Raw genomic sequence first — 19,504 nt, forward strand, 5'->3', positions numbered from 1 at the left:
CGACTATGTCTGTGCCCTATCCGACGCGTTCCTGCAGGCGCCTGACCGGCCGCAGGGTGCTGATGATCTTCGTCGCCTTCTTTGGCACCGTGGCTGGTGCCGACGCCGTCCTGGTCGCGTCCGCCTTCCGGACTTGGTCCGGGCTCGACGAACCGTCCCCGTACCAAGCGAGCCAGCGCTTCAACGCCGAGTTAAGGCGCGCGGCCGAGCAAGACGCGCTCGGGTGGCGCCTGGACGCGACCGCCATCCGCCATTCCGACGCGGTCGCGTCGATCAGCGTCACATTAATCGATGGGCGGGGACATCCGGTCCTGGGACGTTCGCTACAGGCCCGGCTCGAACGCCCGACCGACAAGCGCCAGGACCTGCGCGTCGACTTGGTCGAGGTCGGCGCCGGAACCTACGAGGCCCGCGCGAAGGCGGTGGCGCGCGGCCAATGGGACCTCGTGGTCGAGGCCAGTGGTACGAAGGACGCCGCCTTCCGGCACAGGCAGCGGATCGTCCTGGATTGAGCGAGGCGTCCGATGTGCTGCACAGATATGGCTCTCGCCTACATCGAGGCACACAGCGCCTGGAGCGAGGTGAACACCAAACCTTCTCTGGGTCGGGATTACGCCGCCTTCGTCGCCGCCACACCGGATGGCTCGGCACGGGCAGACTTCGCGGTGGAGGGGGTGCGCTGCGCCGCCTGCATGAGCGCCATCGAGAGCGGGCTTGCCCGCCTGCCGGGCGTGGCGTCAGCGCGGCTGAACTTCTCGGACCGTCGCCTCTCCGTGACATGGACAGCGGAGCCCGAGGCCGATGTCGAGGTCGTGCTGGCGACTCTGGACGCGCTCGGCTTCAGGGCCCAGCCCTTCGATCCCGGGCGTGCCTCGGATGCCGAGGCCGCGGAAGCGAAGCGCCTGATCCGGGCGCTCGCCGTTGCCGGCTTCGCGTCGATGAACGTGATGCTGCTGGCGATCTCTGTCTGGGCCGGCAACGTCACCGACATGACGCCCGAGAACCGCGACCTCTTCCACTGGATCCAGGCCGTGATCGCTCTGCCGGCCGCCGCCTACGCGGGACGGCCCTTCTACGAAGGCGCGTTCCACGGTCTGAGGGCTGGCCGCGTGACGATGGACTTCCCGATCACCCTCGGCGTCGTCCTGACTCTCGTCATGTCCGTGATCGAATCGCTGTCGGGGGCCAAGCACGCCTACTTCGACGGCGCCGTGATGCTGCTGTTCTTCCTTCTGATCGGGCGTGTCCTCGACCAGACCATGCGCCGGCGAACCCGCGCCTTCGCGGAGAACCTCGCGACCCTTCGCAGTGCGCGCGCAACGCTCGCGGAGCCCGATGGCGAGTTGCGTGACATTCCGGTCGCCCAACTCGCCCCGGGAGCACGCATCCTGATCCGCCCTGGTGAGCGCGTGCCGGCCGACGGCGTCATCGAGCACGGCGTCTCCGACCTCGACCAGAGCCTCGTGACCGGCGAGACCGCTGCCCTCGGTGTCCGAAGCGGGGACCGCGTCTTTGCCGGCGCGCTCAACGGAAGCGGCGCTCTGACGGTGCGGGTCACTGCGGTGGCGGGTGCCACACTCCTCGACGAGGCCGAGGGCCTGATGCGGCGTGCGCTGGAGGCGCGCTCGCGTGCGCTCGTTCTTGCCGACAAGGCCGCGCACCTCTACGTCCCGCTGGTCCATGCTGCGGCCGGGCTCACCCTCGTCGGGTGGCTCGCGGCGGGCGCCGGCTGGCACGCAGCAATTCTCGCTGCTGTCGCCGTGCTGATCGTCACCTGCCCCTGCGCGTTAGGACTCGCCATTCCTGCCGTTCAGGTCGTGGCGTCCGGCGCCCTGTTCCGTGAAGGCGTGCTGCTCAACGACGGCACAGCGCTGGAGCGGTTCGCCGAGATCGATACGGTGGTCTTCGACAAGACCGGCACTCTGACGCTGCCGCAGCCGGTCCTGGCGGCCGGGATCTGCAATCCCGGAGCACCGACGGCCGCGGCGCGCTTGGCCTTGTCGAGCCGACACCCGATGGCGGCAGCTCTGGCGGCCGGCGCCTCGGATCCGTTCCCGGGCGCGCAGGAGGCGGCTGGGCTCGGAGTTCGCGCCGTGGTCGACGGCAGGGAACTTCGCCTCGGCTCGGCCCGGTTCTGTGGCGCGGAGGTTGAAGCCGCCGACGCGCTCGCGTCCAATCCGGAGGCGTCCGTGATCTGCTTTCGCATCGGGGACGAAGCGCCGATCGCCTTTCCGGTGCTCCAAGCCGTGAGGCCCGATGCGTGCGCGGTCGTCGCGACACTCATCGCGACGGGCCGGCAAGTGCTGATCCTGTCAGGCGACCGCGCTCCCGCCGTCGAGGCGGTCGCCCTCCGGCTCGGGATCACGGCGTGGGAGGCAGGCCTGACGCCGCAGGACAAGATCGCCAGGATCCAGGCTCTGCGGGCGGCCGGACGCCACGTGCTGATGGTCGGCGACGGCCTTAACGACGCCCCCGCCCTCGCCGCCGCGCATGCCTCACTGTCGCCAGTGACCGCTTCCCATGTCAGCCAGGCCGCGGCCGACGCGCTGTTCCTGGGACGCGAATTGGCGCCCGTCCTGTCCGTTCTGGCAGCAGGCCGCCGAGCCAGACGCCTCATGCTGCAGAATCTCTGGTTCTCAACCGCCTACAATCTCTTCGCTGTCCCCCTGGCGGCAGCCGGGTTCCTGACGCCGCTGATCGCCGCGCTCGCGATGTCCGGCTCGTCCGTAATCGTTACGGCAAACGCCCTGCGCGCGCGCCTCGGAACACGATCTGTTGAGGTGCCGGCCGCAAGTCGACCGGGCGGTGCCGTGGTCCGGGCGGCTTGAGGGCGCGATGAACGTTCTCCTCCTCGTCATACCGATCGCCCTCGGCCTCAGCACGCTGGGTCTCGCCGCCTTCCTCTGGGCGCTTCGCACCGGCCAGTACGACGATATCGAGGGTGCCGAATACCGTGTGATCCACGATGATTAGCCGCGTGCGTCGCGCATCGACCGCCGACGATCCGGGGCGTGCGCTGCATCTGGGGATCCTCCCGGATCGCACAGACTGATGCGGCGGCTTGGCCGAGACGTGCGATGGATGACGTTCCCTTCGAGCCGTGTCCGAGCCATGCCCCGAGCCAAGCCGGTCTACCGTTGGAGCCGACACGAGACGCGAGCCTCGGCGCGGACCGAGCGCGAGACGATAGCGGTGCGGATGCAGGGGGATCAGAGGGCCGTCTCGATGGGCAGTCGGCTGCTTCTCGCTACGAGCAGCCAGCTCCACGCGACTTCCGACGGCGCTTCCCGAAGCTCGGCATAGCGGCGGTCTGAAACGCCCCGGGAAGAACCGGCTCTCCTGAATCTCACGCCGTGAATTTCCGCTGAGGGGGCAGGTCCTGCGGCGGCCATTCCGGCATCGCCCTTCGAGACCTGGGATCCGTGCGGGTTTGCGCTGGATCAAGGTCCTGCCCGCTCGTTCGGCGCGAATGGGTCATCGCAGCGGCTGGCAGCCGAAAGGAGCGGGTCATGAGCTACGCGAGCATCCTGGTCTCGGTCGATCTCGGGGAAGCCGCGCCCGACCGGATACGCCTCGCCGCCGGGATCGCGCGCCGCTTCGAGGCGACGCTGACCGGCGCAGCGGCGGAGAAGGTACCGCCCCCGATCCTGGTCCACGACATCTACGATGCTGCCCGGCAGGAGGAGGAGAATGAGGCGAAGATCCGGGAGGCGCTGGCGCAGGCCGGCAGGGTGTTCTCCCTCGCCGTCGGCGACGGACCGCGGACCGAGTGGCGCCCCGCGCTCGCCGGACCGGTGACGCACCTTGTCAACCTCGCCAGAGCAGCCGACCTCGTCGTCGTAGGCCGTCATGGTCTGGGAGACGAGGCGCCACGCCAGTTCGATGTGCCGCCTGGACCGGTGTTGATGGAGGCGGGCCGCCCGGTGCTGGTCGTGCCCCCGCGGACCGAGCACCTCAGGGGGACGCGCGTGGTCGTGGCCTGGAAGGACGGGCCGGCCGCACGTCGGGCCGTCTCGGCGGCGCTGCCGTTCATCCGTTCCGCGGACCATGTCCATGTCGTGACCACCGGTCCCGACGCGCGCCTAGAGGGCGGCGAGGACGTGGCAGCCCATCTCGCCCGGCACGGCGCCTCCGTCGCCACCCACTTCCTCCGCTCCGTCGACACGGACGGCGCGGAAATCCTGCGCTTCGCCCACTTGCACGACGCCGACTTGGTCGTCATGGGCGCCTACGGGCATTCGCGCCTGCGGGAATGGGTACTCGGCGGCGTGACGCGGGACATCCTGCAGGCCACCCCAGTCTGCTGCCTGATGAGCCACTGATCCGCGTCGGCATTCCCGCCGCCGCGTGCGGTTTGCTGCTCGGGACCTTTCAGGGGGACGGCCGCGCCCAGCGCGCTCATGGGGTGCAGAGACAGTACGCGATGCATGCGGCCGGTCGTTCGGCAACAGCCCGTTCTCCGGGCCTCCGGCCCTTCGCGAGCGTCACCAGCGCTGCCCGGTCGACGATCTGCCGAAGTCTTTGAGCGAGAGTTCATCGGTGCGGGCGATTCGATGATGCCCGTTGTCCGCCTCGACCCGGGTCAGACAAACCCCTCCTCGCCAAGCTGGGATTGCTTGAGAACCGGCTTCGCCAGCGCGGTCCGGACATGATCTGCTCAAGAACCCACGGTGCGGAGCCGGAACCGCTTTGGCCCGTCAATGCGGCCCGCCCGATATGGAGACGCCGGCCACAGTCATGGTAACGCGGGAGGCGCATAAGGATGGGCAGTAGCCCGAAGGCGATTGCGAGGGACCGCCCTTGCGAGACGGAGCCGATCTGACGATGGCACAGTCGGGTCCGCACAAAGGCGGTGCGATGAAGACGGAAGACGCTCCTGTTTCCCACCTCGGCGTTGGCTACCCGCTGGGTGTGGAGGATCTCCGCAGTATTCTCGACGAGGTGGGGATCTGCACCTGGGTGCTGGACATCCCGACCGGCCGCATCACCGTTTCCCCAACCTGTGCACGCTTGTTCGGTGTACCGGTCGAAGGCCTGACCAGTTTCGCGGCGATCCAAGCCCTCGTGCACCCCGACGACCGAGAAGCGAGGTCGGCCGCCATCCGGCAGGCGCTGGAGCATGGCGGGAGCTACGAGATCGATTATCGGGTGGTGCGCCCTGACGGGCACCTTCATTGGCTTCGCTCGCGCGGCACCGTGCAAGTCGGCCCAGACGGGCAGCCGTTCCGGCACCGGGGCGTGGTCACAAGCATCCATGCGCAACGGCAGGCTGAAGAGGTGCTGCGGGCGCGAGAGGCGCACCTGCGCTCGATCCTGGAGACCGTGCCCGACGCCATGGTCGTCATCGACGAGCAGGCCCGGATCAAGTCTTTCAGCAGCGCCGCGGTGCGACAGTTCGGCTACGCCGAGGAAGAGATCGCCGGCCGCAATGTCAGCCTTCTCATGCCCGAGCCCTACCGGACACAGCACGACGCCTACATGGCCCGCTACCTCGGCACGGGCGAGCGGCGCATCATCGGCATCGGCCGCGTGGTGGTCGGCCAGCGCAAGGATGGCTCGACATTTCCGATGGAACTCTCGGTCGGCGAGATGCGCTCGGGCGGCGAGCGCCACTTCACCGGATTCATCCGCGATCTGACCGAGCGGAGAGAGACCGAGACGCGCCTGCAGGAACTGCAATCCGAACTCGTGCACATGTCTCGCTTCACGGCGCTCGGCGAGATGGCCTCGACGCTCGCCCACGAGATCAACCAGCCGTTGACCGCCATCGCGAGCTATCTCAAGGGCTGTCACCGCATCCTGAGACGGATGGACGGTGCCGAGGTGCCGATGCTGGCCGACGCGGTGGATCAGGCCGCCGAGCAGGCGCTCCGCGCAGGACGGGTCATCCGGCACCTGCGCGAGTTCGTCTCGCGCGGCGAGGGTGAGCGCCACATCGAAGGCCTGCCTAAGCTGATCGAGGAGGCGAGCGCCCTCGCTCTCGTGGGCGCCAGGGAGAAGGGGGTCCACGTCACCTTCGCGCTCGACCCGCACGCGCCCCTCGTTCTCGCCGACCGCATCCAGGTGCAGCAGGTACTGCTCAACCTCATCCGCAACGCCATCGAAGCGATGCAGGAGGCAGAACGGCGCGAGCTGGTCGTTGCGACGAGAGCTTTGTCCGCGGAGGGTTTGGTCGAGGTGCAGGTGTCGGACACCGGCACCGGCATCGCGCCCGAGATCGCGGCCCAGCTGTTCCAGCCGTTCGTAACGACGAAGGCGAACGGCATGGGTGTCGGCCTTTCGATCTGCCGCACCATCGTCGAGGCGCATGGGGGTCGGATCTCGGCGGGGCCGGGCCGAGGCGGCGGCACGGCCTTTCGGTTCACCCTGCGGGCGGTCGACCGGAAGGAGCTGGACCATGTCGGATGAGGCTGTCGTGCATGTGGTGGACGATGACGACGCGGTCCGCCGGTCGCTCGCCTTCCTGCTCGCGACGGACGGCATCGCCGTACGATTACACGGTTCGGCCATCGCCTTCCTCGATAGCGTCGCCGAGGTTTCGGGCTGCGTCCTGACCGACGTGCGCATGCCCGACCTCGACGGCATCGGGCTGTTGCGGCGGCTCAAGAGCCGCGGCAACCCGCCGCCCGTGATCGTGATGACGGGCCATGCGGACGTGCCGCTCGCCGTCGAAGCCATGCGGGAAGGCGCCCGGGACTTTATCGAGAAGCCGTTCGACGACGAGGTGCTGCTCGCAAGCGTCCGCTCCGCCCTGGCGCTGGCCGAGCGAGGCGCCGCCCGTGCCGCCGAGACCGAAGCGGTTCGGGCTCGTTTGGCCGCGCTGACCGAGCGCGAGCGCCAGGTGCTGGACGGACTGGTGGCGGGAAAGGCCAACAAGGTCATCGGCCTCGACCTCGGCATCAGTCCGCGTACGGTCGAGATCTACCGCGCCAACGTGATGTCCAAGCTTCAGGCCGGCAGCCTGTCCGAACTCGTCCGAATGGCTCTCGTCGCAGACCGCGACGGCCGGTGACCCGATCGGTCGATCCTGAGCGCCTGCGCGGTTGAGGCAGATCAACGCAATCGCACAGCCCGTGACCTATCGAGGACTCGATACCCGTTCCGGATGCGCCATGCCTTCCCCCTCCGGCTTGGTCCTCGTCGTCGATGACGACGCGGCCGTCCGACATTCACTCAAGTTCGTCCTCGAACTCGAAGGGCTCGACGTGCGCCTCTACGAGGACGCCGAACACCTGCTCGGTGAAAGCGGGCTGCCCGGGTCCGGTTGCCTCGTCGTCGACCACTACATGCCGGGCATCGATGGGGTCGAACTCGTCGGTCGGCTGCGCCGCCGCCGCGTAGGCCTGCCGGCCATTCTGATCTCGGGGCGCGTTACGGAGGACCTACGGCTGCGGGCGGCCAGCGCCGGCTTCCTGCATGTGGTCGAAAAGCCGTTCGAGGACGGGTCGCTGCTTGCCGGAATCTACGATGCGCTCGCGGTGCCGGTCGAGACCGGCCTCGGCGCGGCTACGTAAAGTCCCTTAAGCGATGGACCGGAATTTCATCGGGTCCAGCCGGGGCGTAGCCAGGGTCGTCGATACGCGATCGCGTCGAGGGCCCCATGCAACTCGCACTCGCCACTTCCGGCCTCGCTCCCGTCCTCAACGCCGGCCCCGTCCCCCAGCTCGGACTGAGGCAGGCGGCCGGCCGAGGATCCCGCCGCTGCTACGCGGCGGACGAGGAGATCTACGCCGAGGGCGACCGCGCCGCGCACTTCTACCAAGTCGTGTCCGGCGCGGTCCGAACCTGTAAGCTCCTGGACGACGGGCGCCGGCAGATCTCGGGCTTCTACCTCCCCGGCGACATCTTCGGCGTCGAAGTCGGGGACGAGCACCGGTTCGGCGCGGAGGCCGTCACCGGCACGACCTTGGTCATCCATCGGCGCGGAGACCAGGACGCGCTTGCGCGGGACGAAGGTGCCTTGGCGCGCGCGGTCGTCTCGGCCGTGATGCACGCGCTGGAGCGGGCGCATGAGCACATGATGCTGCTCGGCCGCAAATCCGCGAAGGAGCGGATCGCGAGCTTCCTTCTCGCGCTTGCGGAACGGTGTGGGTCCGTCTCCGCCGTCGAGCTCCCGATGTCGCGGGTCGACATCGCCGATCATCTCGGGCTGACGGTCGAGAGCGTCTCGCGCTCGCTCACCCTCCTGGAGCGAAACGGCGTCATCGAGCTGCCGTCCCACAGACGAACGGTCGTGCTGCGGGACAAGGCGGCGCTCCGCCGCCTCGACGCTTGAGCGCACCTCCCGCCCGGTGCCGCCATGATCGTCTGCTCCTGCAACGTCCTCTCCGCGGACGCCATCCGCACGCTCGCCGCCCGCAAGGGTGGTCTCCTCTGCACCCCTGCCGTCGTCTACCGCGAACTTGGATGCCGGGCCGGGTGCGGGCGCTGCGCCCGGAGCATCCGCTCGATCCTCTCCGACGTCGGACGGGAAGATCGTCGAGTCGCCGCCCGCGGCGCGGGGAACGGTTCGCCGGATGACATGACCGGTTTTCTGCATCGGGCAGGTTGAAATGATGATGCGGGGCGCCGGCCCAAAGTCGCCGGACGGCCAGATCTGGGCGTCGAAGTCCGCACGCGACCGCACGGCTCCGCCAGAGCGCGATCCCGATCTGCCGCCATCGCTTGCGGGCTTCGCCTGTTCCGATGTCGCGTCCACAAGCATCGGCTTCGCCAAGAGCGGATCGACCAGGAGACACCGCAGCCGCGCGTTCACACGCACCGGGCCTGCACATCGCCTGCGGACCGGCGGCCCTCCCAGGGCCGGGAATGCGTCGCGCCATCGCGTTCGAACCGCCCGAGAGCGTGGTGGCCGGTCCAGAGCTCGATCGCGTCCTCATAGCCGACCAACAAGGGTCCAGAGAGCGGCCCCGTCCTCGAAGCGGGCCTTAAGGGGTATCCTGCCTTCCAAGCGGCCACATCGAGCCCTCGGAATTTCTCTCACATTCGGCCGCCGAAGGTCGCGCGGACCAGCGTCGAGGCGTGGTCTAGACCGAAGTCGCACACGGCCGGGAATATTCGTGGTCGTAGGGGCTCGAGCGGATCGCCCACCGGCCCCGGCCCCGGCCGCGACCCGGTGGCGGGTGCCGACGGATCGGGCCACGACCACCACGCCTCACAAGAGACTCTCTGGCGACCGTTCGAGTGGACGACCACTACGGGGATTTTCCTGTATCTCGGGTCCAATTCGCGCAACAGATTCCGCTAAAATCTTCCGTCTGTGCGATAAAGCCCTCGTAAATGACGCAAAATATGTCATAAAATTACGATATCTCACGAAATGGTATATAATGTAGCTTGACCTTCAAGAGGCAATAGCTTTTGCAAGCATTCATCTGAACGCCGGAGTCAAAAGTGATCACCTCACGTCCTGACGCTCATACTATGCACATCACGGTTATGGCAAAGATCGTGACGGCTTATTTGCGAACGCAATCCGTTTCTTTTGATGATCTAGCAAATATAATCGATAGTGTGAACAATACCTTGCAAAAACTTGCACAATCGAATGAGTTTCAGGGCCAGCCAAGCCAGAAACTCACGCCGGCGCAGATCCGCGACTCGATCACGTACGACCACCTTGTCAGCTTCGAGGACGGGAAGCCGTACAAGATGCTTCGCCGCCACCTCACCCTGCGCGGCCTGACACCGGACGCCTATCGTCAGAAATGGGGCCTGCCACCCGATTATCCCATGACGGCACAGGGCTACTCGGCTCAGCGCGCCGAACTTGCGCGCGTCCGCGGACTTGGTCGGCACCGTCGTGGACGTGGGCCCGTGCCCCGGCTTGTGCTGGTTTCATCCTAAGCGCTGGGGACACACCGTTTCGGCCGTTTGCAGCAGACGACAGCGCCGGCGAACCGTCAGAAAATCGGGTCCCTTACAGACCTGACGCTCAGAACGCGTTCGCCGAACGCGGGGCTTGAGCTTTTCAATACTCGAAGGAAAGCGTTTGGAGCGGGTACCGGGAATCGAACCCGGGTATTCAGCTTGGAAGGCTGCTGCTCTACCATTGAGCTACACCCGCATGATCCGCCGGATACCATGGGCGGACGGACTTGAGAAGGCTCCAACCTCGGGATCTCGCGGACTTCCGGGTCGGGGCGCTTGGTGGGGGAAGTAGGACTCGAACCTACGAAGCTTACGCAGCGGATTTACAGTCCGCCCCCTTTGCCGCTCGGGACATTCCCCCAAACAGCGGCCCGTCCGGGGCCGCGCGGGCTCTTATGGTGAGCGTCGGCGCCGGAGTCAACTCGTCGAAGCGGTCCAGCGGGCACCTTCAGAAGGATGGCTGTCCATCGGCCGCCGCAAGATCGCAGATGCGCAGCTGAGCGCGCTCGGCGCCGCGCCAGCGGTCGCAGGTCAGGGTGCCGGCGACGTGGCATTCCCGCCCGATACCATTCAGAAGCGCGAGCCCCAACGGGCTCTGCGCGCTGCGGAAGCTGATCGCCCCGATGGCTTGGCCGTCGCGACTGCGCAGGCGGGCGCGGACATGCCCGGAGCCGACGATGCCCGCGTCGACGATCCGATGGTTGGGCAGGGCGAAGATAGGTTCTGGCGACCCCTGGCCGAACGGCCCCGCGCGGTGGATGAGCCGGACCGTCTCGGCCGTGGCGCCGCCAGCGCTGAGCGCGCCGTCGATGAGGAGCACGTCGGCGGCGCGCGCTTCGGCAACGGCGGCACCGAGGCTGGCCGTGAGCTGCGCCTCGAAGAGCGTAAGGTCAGATCCTCGCAGGGTCACGCCGGCCGCCATGGCGTGACCTCCGCCCTTCGCTGCGACACCGCTCTCCACGCACAGGCGCACCGCCCGGCCGAGATCAGCCCCCGGTACCGAGCGGCCCGAGCCCGTGGCGGTCCCGTCCGGCCGGAACGCGAAGGCGAAGGCGGGGCGACCGAAGCGCTCCTTCAGGCGCGCGGCGATCAGCCCGACGACGCCCGGGTGCCATTCCGTGCTGCCCGCGACGAGAACCGGCCGATCGGGCTCGAGGGTGAGGAGCCGGTCCATCGCGGCCTCCGCCTCTGCCACAGCCTGCGCCTCGATCAGTTGGCGCTCGCGATTGAGGCGATCGAGCTCGCCGGCGATCCGTACGGCCTCGATCGGGTCGTCCGTCGTCAGGAGACGGGCGCCGAGGCTCGCATCCCCGATCCGTCCGCCCGCATTGATGCGAGGTCCGAGCAGGTAGCCGAGATGCCATGCCTCCGCGGGTCCGTCGAGCGAGGCCGCATCGAGGAGCGCAGCGAGCCCGGTGCGCCCACGCGTGCGCATCACCGCGAGGCCCTGAACCACGAAGGCCCGGTTGAGCCCCGTCAGCGGAACCACGTCGGCGACGGTGGCCAGTGCCACGAGATCCAGGGCGTCGAGGAGGCGGGGCTCGGCGAGCGCAGAACCGAAGAAGCCTTCGGCCCGAAGCGCCCGGTTGACGGCGACGAGAGTGAGGAAGACGACGCCCGCGGCGCAGAGATGGCCGAGCCCCGAGAGGTCGTCCAGCCGGTTCGGGTTCACCAGGGCGCGGACCGGGGGCAGAACCTCCGAGGCCGTGTGGTGATCGAGGACCAGCACGTCGAGACCGAGCTTCTCCGCTTCCTCCAGCGGCCCGTGTCCGCTGGTCCCGCAATCGACGCAGACGAGAAGCGTCGCCCCGTCCGCAGCGAGACTGCGTACCGCCTCGACGTTGGGGCCGTAGCCCTCGGTGATCCGGTCCGGGATGTGGATGCGCGCTGTGATGCCGAGATTGCGCAGGTAGCCCGCCAGCAAGGCGGCACTCGCCGCGCCGTCCACGTCGTAATCGCCGAACACCGCGACGATCTCGCCGCGGCGCACGGCCCGCGCGATCCGCTTGGCGGCGACGCCCATATCGAGCAGGGTGTCGGGGTCGGGCAAGAGGTCCCGCAGGCGCGGGTTCAGGTAAGCTTCGGCCGCCTCCGGGACGATGCCCCGGCCCGCCAAGACCCGTGCGAGCAGCTCGGGATGCCCGTAGGCCTGCACCATCGTGGCCGCTGCCGCCTGTGCGCGGTGGTCGGCGCAGCGCTCTCGCCACGCCCGGCCCTGGACCGAAGTGGCGACACCGAGGAAGGCTCGGGGGAGGGGCGGGGAAACGGTCACCTGGGCATCATAGCCGGGTCGGCGCGGCGGCGCTGCCGCTTCCAGACGACAGCGGGGCGGGCATCGCTGCCCGCCCCGCCGGAGAAATCGAAGAGTTGCCGCCGCGGACCAGGGCGCCAGCAACCATCCAGGTCAGAGGTTTTTCAGGATCGAGTCGACCACCTTCTTGGCGTCGCCGAACAGCATCATGGTGTTGTCGCGGAAGAACACCTCGTTCTCGACGCCGGCATAGCCCGAACCCATGCCGCGCTTGATGAAGAGCACGGTCTTGGCCTTCTCCACGTCGAGGATCGGCATGCCGTAGATCGGCGAGGCCTTGTCCGTCTTCGCGGCCGGGTTGGTGACGTCGTTGGCGCCGATCACGAAGGCCACATCCGCCTGCGGGAACTCGCCGTTGATGTCTTCCAGCTCGAAGACCTCGTCGTAGGGGACGTTGGCTTCGGCCAGCAGAACGTTCATGTGGCCCGGCATACGGCCCGCGACGGGATGGATGGCGTACTTCACGTCGACGCCCTCCTTCTTCAGCATGTCGGCCATCTCGCGCAGCGAGTGCTGAGCCTGGGCGACGGCCATGCCGTAGCCGGGGACGATGATGACGCGCTCGGCGTTCTTCATGATGTAGGCCGCGTCGTCGGCCGAGCCCTGCTTGACCGGCCGCGTCTCGACCTGACCCGGTCCAGCCGTGGCGGTGTCGCCGCCGAAGCCGCCGAGAATGACCGAGATGAACGAGCGGTTCATCGCGTGACACATGATGTAGGACAGGATCGCGCCCGAGGAGCCGACCAGCGCGCCGGTGATGATCAGCGCGAGGTTGCCCAGGGTGAAGCCGATCCCGGCCGCGGCCCAGCCCGAGTAGGAGTTCAGCATCGAGACGACGACAGGCATATCGGCGCCGCCGATCGGGATGATGAGCAGGCCGCCGAGCGCGAAGGACAGCAGCACGATCAGCCAGAAGATCGCCTTGCTCTCACTGCCGATGAAGATCGCGATCAGCACGACCAGAGCGACGGCGAGCCCGATATTGATCAGGTGCCGCTGCGGCAGCATGATCGGCTTGCCGGACATGCGCCCGTCGAGCTTGGCGAAAGCGATGACCGAGCCCGTGAAGGTGATCGCGCCGATGGCGACGCCGAGCGCCATCTCGAACAGCGACTCCTTGTGGATGTGGCCATTCTCGAGGATGCCCACCGCCTGCGGGGCGTAGAGCGTGGCCGCCGCACCCGCGACAGCCGCGAGGCCGACGAGGGAGTGGAAGGCGGCCACGAGCTGCGGCATCGCCGTCATGGGCACGCGCTTGGCAATCACAGCGCCCGCACCGCCGCCGATTCCGAGGCCGAGGAGCACGAGGATCCACGCGCCGAAGCCGGCCGGCGGATGGCCTACGAGCGTCGTCAGCACGGCGAGAGCCATGCCGATCATGCCGTACAGGTTGCCCTGTCGGGAAGTGGTCGGGTGCGAGAGACCCCGCAGCGCCATGATGAACAGGACGCCGGCGACGATGTAGAGGAGGGCGGAGACGTTCTGGGACATCGTCTCAAGCCTTCTTCTTGTACATGGCGAGCATGCGCTGCGTGACGAGGAACCCGCCGAAGATGTTGACGCTGGCGAGGATGATGCCGATGAAGCCGAAGAAGCGAGCCGCCCCGGTGCCCTTCTCGATCAGCGGCACGCCGGCCGCGAGCAGGGCGCCGACGATGATCACCGACGAGATCGCGTTGGTCACCGACATCAGCGGCGTGTGCAGCGCCGGCGTCACCGACCAGACCACATAGTAGCCGACGAAAATCGCCAGAACGAAGATCGCGAGCTGGAACACGGTGGCGTCGACGGCACCGTGCGTGACGGCGGCCACGCCGTGTCCCATGCCCTCGGCGATGGCCTGGGCCTGGTCGGCGGCGTTGCGGGCGGCCGCGGCGGCGGCGCGGGCGGTGTCGGCCAGGACGCGCGTCTGGTCCGCCGCCTGATCGGGGGGGATGGTAGCCATTCGGAATTCTCCTCGGGAGCCGGTTACGCCGCGCCTGACGTCTGCGTGGCGGCCGGTGCCGCCTCGGATTTCGCCAGCCCGACCGCGGCTGCCTCGGAGGCCGCGCCATCGGTCTTCGGCTGGAAGGAGGCGTGGACGACCTGGCCGTCGCGGGTGAGGTTCGTGGCCTTGACGAGCTCGTCGTCCCACTTGATCGCCAGGGTCTTCGCCTCCTTGTCGATGAGCGTCTCGAGGAAGGCGTAGAGGTTGCGCGCGTAGAGGGCCGAAGCGGTGGCCGCCAAGCGCCCCGGAACGTTGTTGTGGCCGACGATCTTCACGCCCTTATCGGTCACGACGATCTCGCCGGCCTTGGCGCCGGCGACGTTGCCGCCACGTTCGACCGCGAGATCCACGAGGACCGAGCCGGGCTTCATTGAGGCCACCATCTCCTCGGAGACCAGCTTCGGGGCCGGGCGGCCCGGGATAAGCGCCGTGGTGATGACGATATCCTGCTTGGCGATGTGGCCCTTCACGAGGTCAGCCTGCTTGCGCTGGTACTCGGCCGACATCTCCTTGGCGTAGCCGCCCGCAGTTTCGGCCTGCTTGAACTCGTCGTCCTCGACGGCGACGAATTTGGCGCCGAGCGACTCGACCTGCTCCTTGGTGGCAGGGCGCACATCCGTGGCGGTGACGACCGCACCGAGACGCCGGGCCGTCGCGATCGCCTGCAGACCGGCGACGCCCACACCCATGATGAAAACACGAGCGGCCGGGACCGTGCCGGCGGCGGTCATCATCATCGGCATGGACCGGCCGTACTCGGCGGCGCCGTCGACGACCGCCCGGTAGCCGGCAAGATTCGCCTGGGAGGACAGCACGTCCATCACCTGAGCGCGGGTGATGCGAGGCATCAATTCCATCGCGAAGGCGTTCACGCCGGCATCGGCCATCGCCTTCAACTCGGCCTCGTGGCCGTACGGATCCATGATGGCGACGACCGTGGCGCCGCGCTTGAGGATCTTGAGTTCGTCCGCGCCAGGACGACGGACCTTGAGCACGAGGTCCGCATCGCGGGCGGCCTCCTCGGCGGATGCCGCGATCGCGGCGCCGACCGCTTCGTACTCGCCGTCCGGCACGCCGGCACTCAGGCCGGCGCCCGATTGCACCACGACGTCGGCCCCGAGAGCCATGAACTTCTTGATCGTCTCCGGCACCGCCGCGACCCGCGTTTCCGCGGCATCCGTCTCCGAAAGCACAGCGATGCGCATTCAGGCTTCCCCCTCTATGGACCGCCACCGAATGCGTGAAGCGCTACGCTTTTTCGAGGTGTCCGGTCGCGATGAGATGATCAAATTGGGCACGATGTAACCGGACGGCTCGCACGGAGCCGCCGGCAGGCTCAAGCGAAGGCGAGGTACAGTGCAAGGAGCACGCCGACGACGAACGGGGCCTTCCAGCCGATCGCGGGGGCGAGGGCTCCGATGGTGCCGGCCGCGGCCGACGCGACCACACCGAGGATCGCGGTGAGCCATGCCTCGCGCACCCCGCCAACGGCGAGGGCCAGGACCCAGCACAGCACCACCCCCGTGGCGATCTCGACGAAGCGGACGAAGCCCCGGTAGGTTTGCTCGTGAGTCTGGGCGTCCATCGCCGGGCTGTAGGACGCCCCGGCAGCGGTCTTGGTATCGGCCATCGTGCGCTCGTCCCCGTTTGACGCCTCTTTGTTCTGTCGCATGGGGGTGTAGCGTAAGGATATTGCTGCGGCAATCGCGTTGCCGTCCTACAAACGGCTAAGTTTGGTCCGCCGGGCGCCTCTCAAACGGGCAGAGGCAGACCGGCGGTTGTGAGAGCCTCCTCCTGCCGCCCCGACAGCGCGTCGAGCGAGAAGCTCTCGATCTCGGCTTCGAACAGCCGGTGGTAGTTCAGCTCCGAACGAAGGTGGAGGAACACTGCGCCGAGGCCGACCGCGGCCCGGTCCATGAAGACGAATTCCTGCGGCACGGTCACGGGCCCGCGTTCCTTCAGGGCCTGATGCACCTGGAACGCCTGCCGGCGCCCATACTCACCCGGTTTCACCCCATCCGCGACGGTGCGAGTACGATCCTCGAGCAGGGGCCCGTAGATGAAGCGAGCCCAGATGTTCAGGATCTCGATAACCTCACGGTTGAGGTTCTTGAAGCCCCAGACCTCGTAGGCGTGGATGATGCGGGCCTCGTCGTTGGTGAGAAGACCGCGGTAGAGATCGACGACGCCTCCGACGAAGCGCGGATGGAAGATCCGCACGCAGCCGTAATCGAGCAGATTGATGCCTAAGGGCTCACCATCTTCGAGAAAGACCGTGTAGTTGCCGAGATGCGGGTCGCCATGGATCACCGCGGCGCGACTGAAGGGGTGCCACCACGCCTTGAACATCGCCTGGGCGATGCGGTTGCGCGTCTCGACCGGCGCGTCGGCGAAGCTCAGGATGCGCGCGCCGTCGAGCCAGCCCAGGGTCAGCAGCCGCTTGGTGGACAGATCGGTGCGCACCGCCGGGACGCGCACCGCGGCGATGTCCTTGAGCACCGCCCCGTAGAGGGCGGCGTGCTTGGCCTCACGCTCGTAATCGAGTTCCTCGCGCACGCGGGCACCGATCTCCTTGGCGATCTCGCGTGTATCGAGCCAGGAATTCATGCGCCGATGCAGCGCGAAGGCGACCTCCAGCTGCTTCAGATCGGCCTCGACCGCCGATTGCATGTCCGGATACTGGAGCTTGCAGGCGAGCGCGGTCCCGTCGAGAGCGGTGGCGCGGTGCACCTGACCGAGCGAGGCCGCGGCCGCCGGGTTCAGGTCGAAGGCCTTGAACCGCGTCTGCCAGTTCGCGCCGAGTTCGGCCATCATCCGCCGCTTGACGAAGGCGGCCCCCATCGGCGGCGCGTCCGCCTGCAGCTTCTGCAACTCCGTCGCATATTCGGGCGGCAGCAGGTCTGGCACCGTGGCGAGCAACTGCGCCACCTTCATGATGGGGCCCTTCAGGCCACCGAGTGCCTGAGCCAGGGCCGCCGCGTTGGTGGTGCCCTCCTTGCCGAACAGCCGCGCGCCGGCCATGCGCGCGGCGACACCGCCCACGTTGGCGCCGACGCGGGCGTAGCGGCTGGCGCGCGCGGAAAATCGGTTGGCTTCGCGGTCGGTCTCGGCCATCGGGATGCGCTCACTTCTCGGTGACTCGCAGATAAGACGCGCCGGCCGCGCTACCAGGGGAATGGGTCCCTGCGCCGCGGCTCAGGCGGTCCCCTCCATCGCTTCCAACTCGGCGATCATCCCCTCGATCATGCCGAGGCCGATCTGCCAGAAGCCCGGATCGCTGGCGTCGAGGCCGAAGGGCTTCAACAGCTCGGCGTAGGGCTTCGAGCCGCCCGCTGAGAGAAGCGCGAAGTATCGCTCCACGAAGCCGCCTTCCGCCTTGGCATAGACGCCGTAGAGCGAATTCACGAGGCAGTCGCCGAAGGCGTAGGCGTAGACGTAGAACGGCGAGTGGATGAAATGCGGAATGTAGGCCCAGAAGGGTTCGTAGCCCGAATCCAGCGCAATCGCCGGTCCGAGGGATTCCGCCTGAACGGATAGCCAGAGCGCGTTGATCTGCTCGGTGGTCAGCTCGCCCTTGGCGCGCGCCAGATGGACCTTCCGCTCGAAAGCGTAGAACGCGATCTGGCGCACCACCGTGTTGATCATGTCCTCGACCTTGGCAGCCAGCATGGCGCGGCGCTGGGTCGGATCGGTGGTGGCGGAGAGGAGCTTGCGGAAGGTCAGCATCTCGCCGAACACGCTCGCCGTCTCGGCCAGCGTCAGCGGCGTCGGCGCCATCAGCGCGCCGTTCGGGCCGGCGAGCACCTGATGCACGCCGTGGCCGAGTTCGTGCGCGAGGGTCATCACGTCGCGCGGCTTCCCCTGATAGTTGACGAGGACGTACGGGTGCGCCGAGGGCACGGTCGGGTGCGCGAAGGCGCCGGGCGCCTTGCCGGGGCGCGTCGGCGCATCGATCCAGTTGCTGTCGAAGAAGCGCTTGGCGATTCCTGCCATCTCCGGCGAGAACGCGTCGTAGGCCGAGAGCACGGTATCGCGCGCCTCGCTCCACGGAATCGTGCGCTGCTCGACGCGGGGCAGCGGTGCGTTGCGGTCCCAGTAGGGCAGGGCCTCGACGCCGAACCACTTGGCCTTCAGGCGATAGTAGCGGTGCGACAGGCGCGGATATGCGTCTTGCACGGCATCGACCAGGGCGGCGACAACCTCGGGCTCGACCCTGTTGGAGAGGTGGCGGGCGTCCGCCACGTCCTTGAAGCCGCGCCAGCGGTCGGAGATTTCCTTGTCCTTGGCCAGCGTGTTGGTGATCAGCGTGAAGACGCGCAGGTTTGCCCGCAGCACTTCGCTGACGGCCCCCGCAGCCTCGCGCCGGACCGCGCCGTCCGGATCCTGGAGCCTGTTCAGGGTCGGCTCCAGCGGCAGCATCTCGCCCTGCACGGGGAAGCGCAGAGACGCGATGGTCTCGTTGAAGAGCCGGTCCCAAGCGGCGTTCGCGGTCACGGACTTCTCGAGGAAGAGCTTCTCGACGCGATCCTCGAGCTGGTAGGGCTTCTCGCGGCGCAGATCCTCGATCCAGGGCGCGTAATGGGCGAGCGGGCCCGCGCGCATCGCCGTGTCCAGCGCGGCATCCTCGACGCGGTTGAGTTCGAGCCCGAAGAACAGCAACTCCCCCGAGGCATCGGTCAGGCGCTGGCGCGTGTCGCCGTAGAACTTCGCCCGCGCCTCGTCGGTCGTGTCGCCCGAGTAAACGAGGCCCGCGTAGGACATCAGCTTGCCCAGAAGGTCTTCGATCGCCTCGTAGTCCCGCACCGCCTCGGCAAGTTTGGTCGAGGCGTCGGGTTCCGCTGCGAGCGCGGCGATGCGACCGGCGAAGCGTTCGCTGAAGTGTCGGCACGTGTTTTCCGCCCGTTCGAGGTCGGCCCGGAATTCCTGGGAGTCGATGCCCGGGTAAAGGTCGCTCAAATCCCATTCCGGAAGCACGCCGAGATCGGCCGCATGTGCGGCGGCCCGGGCCGCATGCACGCCCTCGGCACTCCGGACGGGTAGCGCGGCGGGAGCTGCGGCAAAACGGTTCAGCATCGGTGATCACATCCTTCACGGCGGCGGACGCGTCGGCGTCGCCCTCGTCGCCTTGATATCGAGCGCACGGCTCCACGCTTCAACCGAGACCGCATCATCCACGATGTCGCTCGAACGCGCGGTGTCACGGCGATCATAAGCCCGAAAGCTCGGATCGTCGTTAAGCGCGGCTTTACGCATCTGCGCGAGGGTGCGGATCGAAACGGAACACGCAAGCACGCCGCTCTCGGCGCGCGCCGCCCGAGGGTACGGCACGCGCCGGT

18 protein-coding genes and 2 tRNA genes are annotated in these 19,504 nt (G+C 67.9%); 10 read left to right on the forward strand and 10 right to left on the reverse strand.

Annotation, left to right across the window (positions count from 1 at the left end):
• The first annotated feature begins 5 nt into the window (after window positions 1-5).
• The 10 genes from ACS5RC_RS04395 (at window position 6) to ACS5RC_RS04440 (ending at window position 9,846) form a co-directional block, all read left to right on the forward strand.
• Complete coding sequence (locus tag ACS5RC_RS04395; protein WP_478342666.1) at window positions 6-512, forward strand: FixH family protein; 507 nt, start codon at window positions 6-8, stop codon at window positions 510-512.
• 12 nt (window positions 513-524) lie between these two features.
• Window positions 525-2,828, forward strand: coding sequence for a heavy metal translocating P-type ATPase (locus tag ACS5RC_RS04400; protein WP_478342586.1), 2,304 nt, complete (start codon window positions 525-527; stop codon window positions 2,826-2,828).
• 7 nt (window positions 2,829-2,835) lie between these two features.
• Window positions 2,836-2,973, forward strand: coding sequence for a cbb3-type cytochrome oxidase assembly protein CcoS (gene ccoS / locus ACS5RC_RS04405; RefSeq protein WP_478342587.1), 138 nt, complete (start codon window positions 2,836-2,838; stop codon window positions 2,971-2,973).
• Window positions 2,974-3,509: 536 nt separating this feature from the next.
• Window positions 3,510-4,322 carry a universal stress protein gene (locus tag ACS5RC_RS04410; RefSeq protein WP_478342588.1) on the forward strand — a complete coding sequence of 271 codons (813 nt, stop codon included), beginning with the start codon at window positions 3,510-3,512 and terminating at the stop codon, window positions 4,320-4,322.
• Between the two features lie 535 nt (window positions 4,323-4,857).
• Window positions 4,858-6,408, forward strand: coding sequence for a PAS domain S-box protein (locus ACS5RC_RS04415; protein WP_478342589.1), 1,551 nt, complete (start codon window positions 4,858-4,860; stop codon window positions 6,406-6,408).
• Window positions 6,398-7,012, forward strand: coding sequence for a response regulator FixJ (gene fixJ / locus ACS5RC_RS04420; protein WP_478342590.1), 615 nt, complete (start codon window positions 6,398-6,400; stop codon window positions 7,010-7,012). Before ACS5RC_RS04415 ends, fixJ begins: the two co-directional genes overlap by 11 nt.
• A 100-nt stretch (window positions 7,013-7,112) precedes the next feature.
• On the forward strand, window positions 7,113-7,514 hold the full coding sequence (locus ACS5RC_RS04425) for a response regulator (RefSeq protein ID WP_478342591.1): 402 nt from the start codon (window positions 7,113-7,115) through the stop codon (window positions 7,512-7,514).
• A gap of 86 nt (window positions 7,515-7,600) precedes the next feature.
• A complete protein-coding gene (locus ACS5RC_RS04430; RefSeq protein WP_478342592.1) occupies window positions 7,601-8,275 on the forward strand; it encodes a helix-turn-helix domain-containing protein in 675 nt (224 codons plus the stop codon).
• Window positions 8,276-8,299: 24 nt separating this feature from the next.
• Window positions 8,300-8,551, forward strand: a complete 252-nt coding sequence (locus ACS5RC_RS04435; RefSeq protein ID WP_478342593.1) for a (2Fe-2S)-binding protein — start codon at window positions 8,300-8,302, stop codon at window positions 8,549-8,551.
• Window positions 8,552-9,396: 845 nt separating this feature from the next.
• Window positions 9,397-9,846, forward strand: coding sequence for a Ros/MucR family transcriptional regulator (locus ACS5RC_RS04440; protein WP_478342667.1), 450 nt, complete (start codon window positions 9,397-9,399; stop codon window positions 9,844-9,846).
• 146 nt (window positions 9,847-9,992) lie between these two features.
• Here ACS5RC_RS04440 and ACS5RC_RS04445 read toward each other — a convergent pair.
• The 10 genes from ACS5RC_RS04445 to ACS5RC_RS04490 form a co-directional block, all read right to left on the reverse strand.
• Window positions 9,993-10,066: transfer RNA gene (locus tag ACS5RC_RS04445), tRNA-Gly, on the reverse strand.
• An 81-nt stretch (window positions 10,067-10,147) separates the two neighbouring features.
• Window positions 10,148-10,231: transfer RNA gene (locus tag ACS5RC_RS04450), tRNA-Tyr, on the reverse strand.
• 87 nt (window positions 10,232-10,318) lie between these two features.
• Window positions 10,319-12,028 (reverse strand): single-stranded-DNA-specific exonuclease RecJ, encoded by a 1,710-nt coding sequence (gene recJ / locus ACS5RC_RS04455; RefSeq protein WP_478342668.1) that lies wholly within the window; start codon window positions 12,026-12,028, stop codon window positions 10,319-10,321.
• A gap of 246 nt (window positions 12,029-12,274) precedes the next feature.
• Window positions 12,275-13,672, reverse strand: a complete 1,398-nt coding sequence (locus ACS5RC_RS04460) for an NAD(P)(+) transhydrogenase (Re/Si-specific) subunit beta (protein ID WP_478342594.1) — start codon at window positions 13,670-13,672, stop codon at window positions 12,275-12,277.
• A gap of 4 nt (window positions 13,673-13,676) precedes the next feature.
• A complete protein-coding gene (locus tag ACS5RC_RS04465) occupies window positions 13,677-14,126 on the reverse strand; it encodes a proton-translocating transhydrogenase family protein (RefSeq protein ID WP_478342595.1) in 450 nt (149 codons plus the stop codon).
• A gap of 23 nt (window positions 14,127-14,149) precedes the next feature.
• Window positions 14,150-15,373 (reverse strand): Re/Si-specific NAD(P)(+) transhydrogenase subunit alpha, encoded by a 1,224-nt coding sequence (locus ACS5RC_RS04470; protein WP_478342596.1) that lies wholly within the window; start codon window positions 15,371-15,373, stop codon window positions 14,150-14,152.
• A 131-nt stretch (window positions 15,374-15,504) separates the two neighbouring features.
• Window positions 15,505-15,798: an aa3-type cytochrome c oxidase subunit IV gene (locus tag ACS5RC_RS04475; RefSeq protein ID WP_478342597.1), complete on the reverse strand. Its 294-nt coding sequence runs from the start codon at window positions 15,796-15,798 to the stop codon at window positions 15,505-15,507.
• Window positions 15,799-15,920: 122 nt separating this feature from the next.
• Window positions 15,921-17,282 carry an ABC1 kinase family protein gene (locus ACS5RC_RS04480; protein WP_478342598.1) on the reverse strand — a complete coding sequence of 454 codons (1,362 nt, stop codon included), beginning with the start codon at window positions 17,280-17,282 and terminating at the stop codon, window positions 15,921-15,923.
• 81 nt (window positions 17,283-17,363) lie between these two features.
• Entirely contained in the window at window positions 17,364-19,241 is a 1,878-nt protein-coding gene (locus ACS5RC_RS04485; RefSeq protein ID WP_478342599.1) for a M3 family oligoendopeptidase, read from the reverse strand.
• 15 nt (window positions 19,242-19,256) lie between these two features.
• The gene (locus tag ACS5RC_RS04490; RefSeq protein WP_478342600.1) at window positions 19,257-19,496 is read right to left on the reverse strand and encodes a hypothetical protein; all 240 of its coding nucleotides are present in this window, start codon (window positions 19,494-19,496) and stop codon (window positions 19,257-19,259) included.
• Window positions 19,497-19,504 lie beyond the last annotated feature (8 nt).

The sequence above is a fragment of the Methylobacterium sp. HJ2 genome, assembly GCF_056431005.1.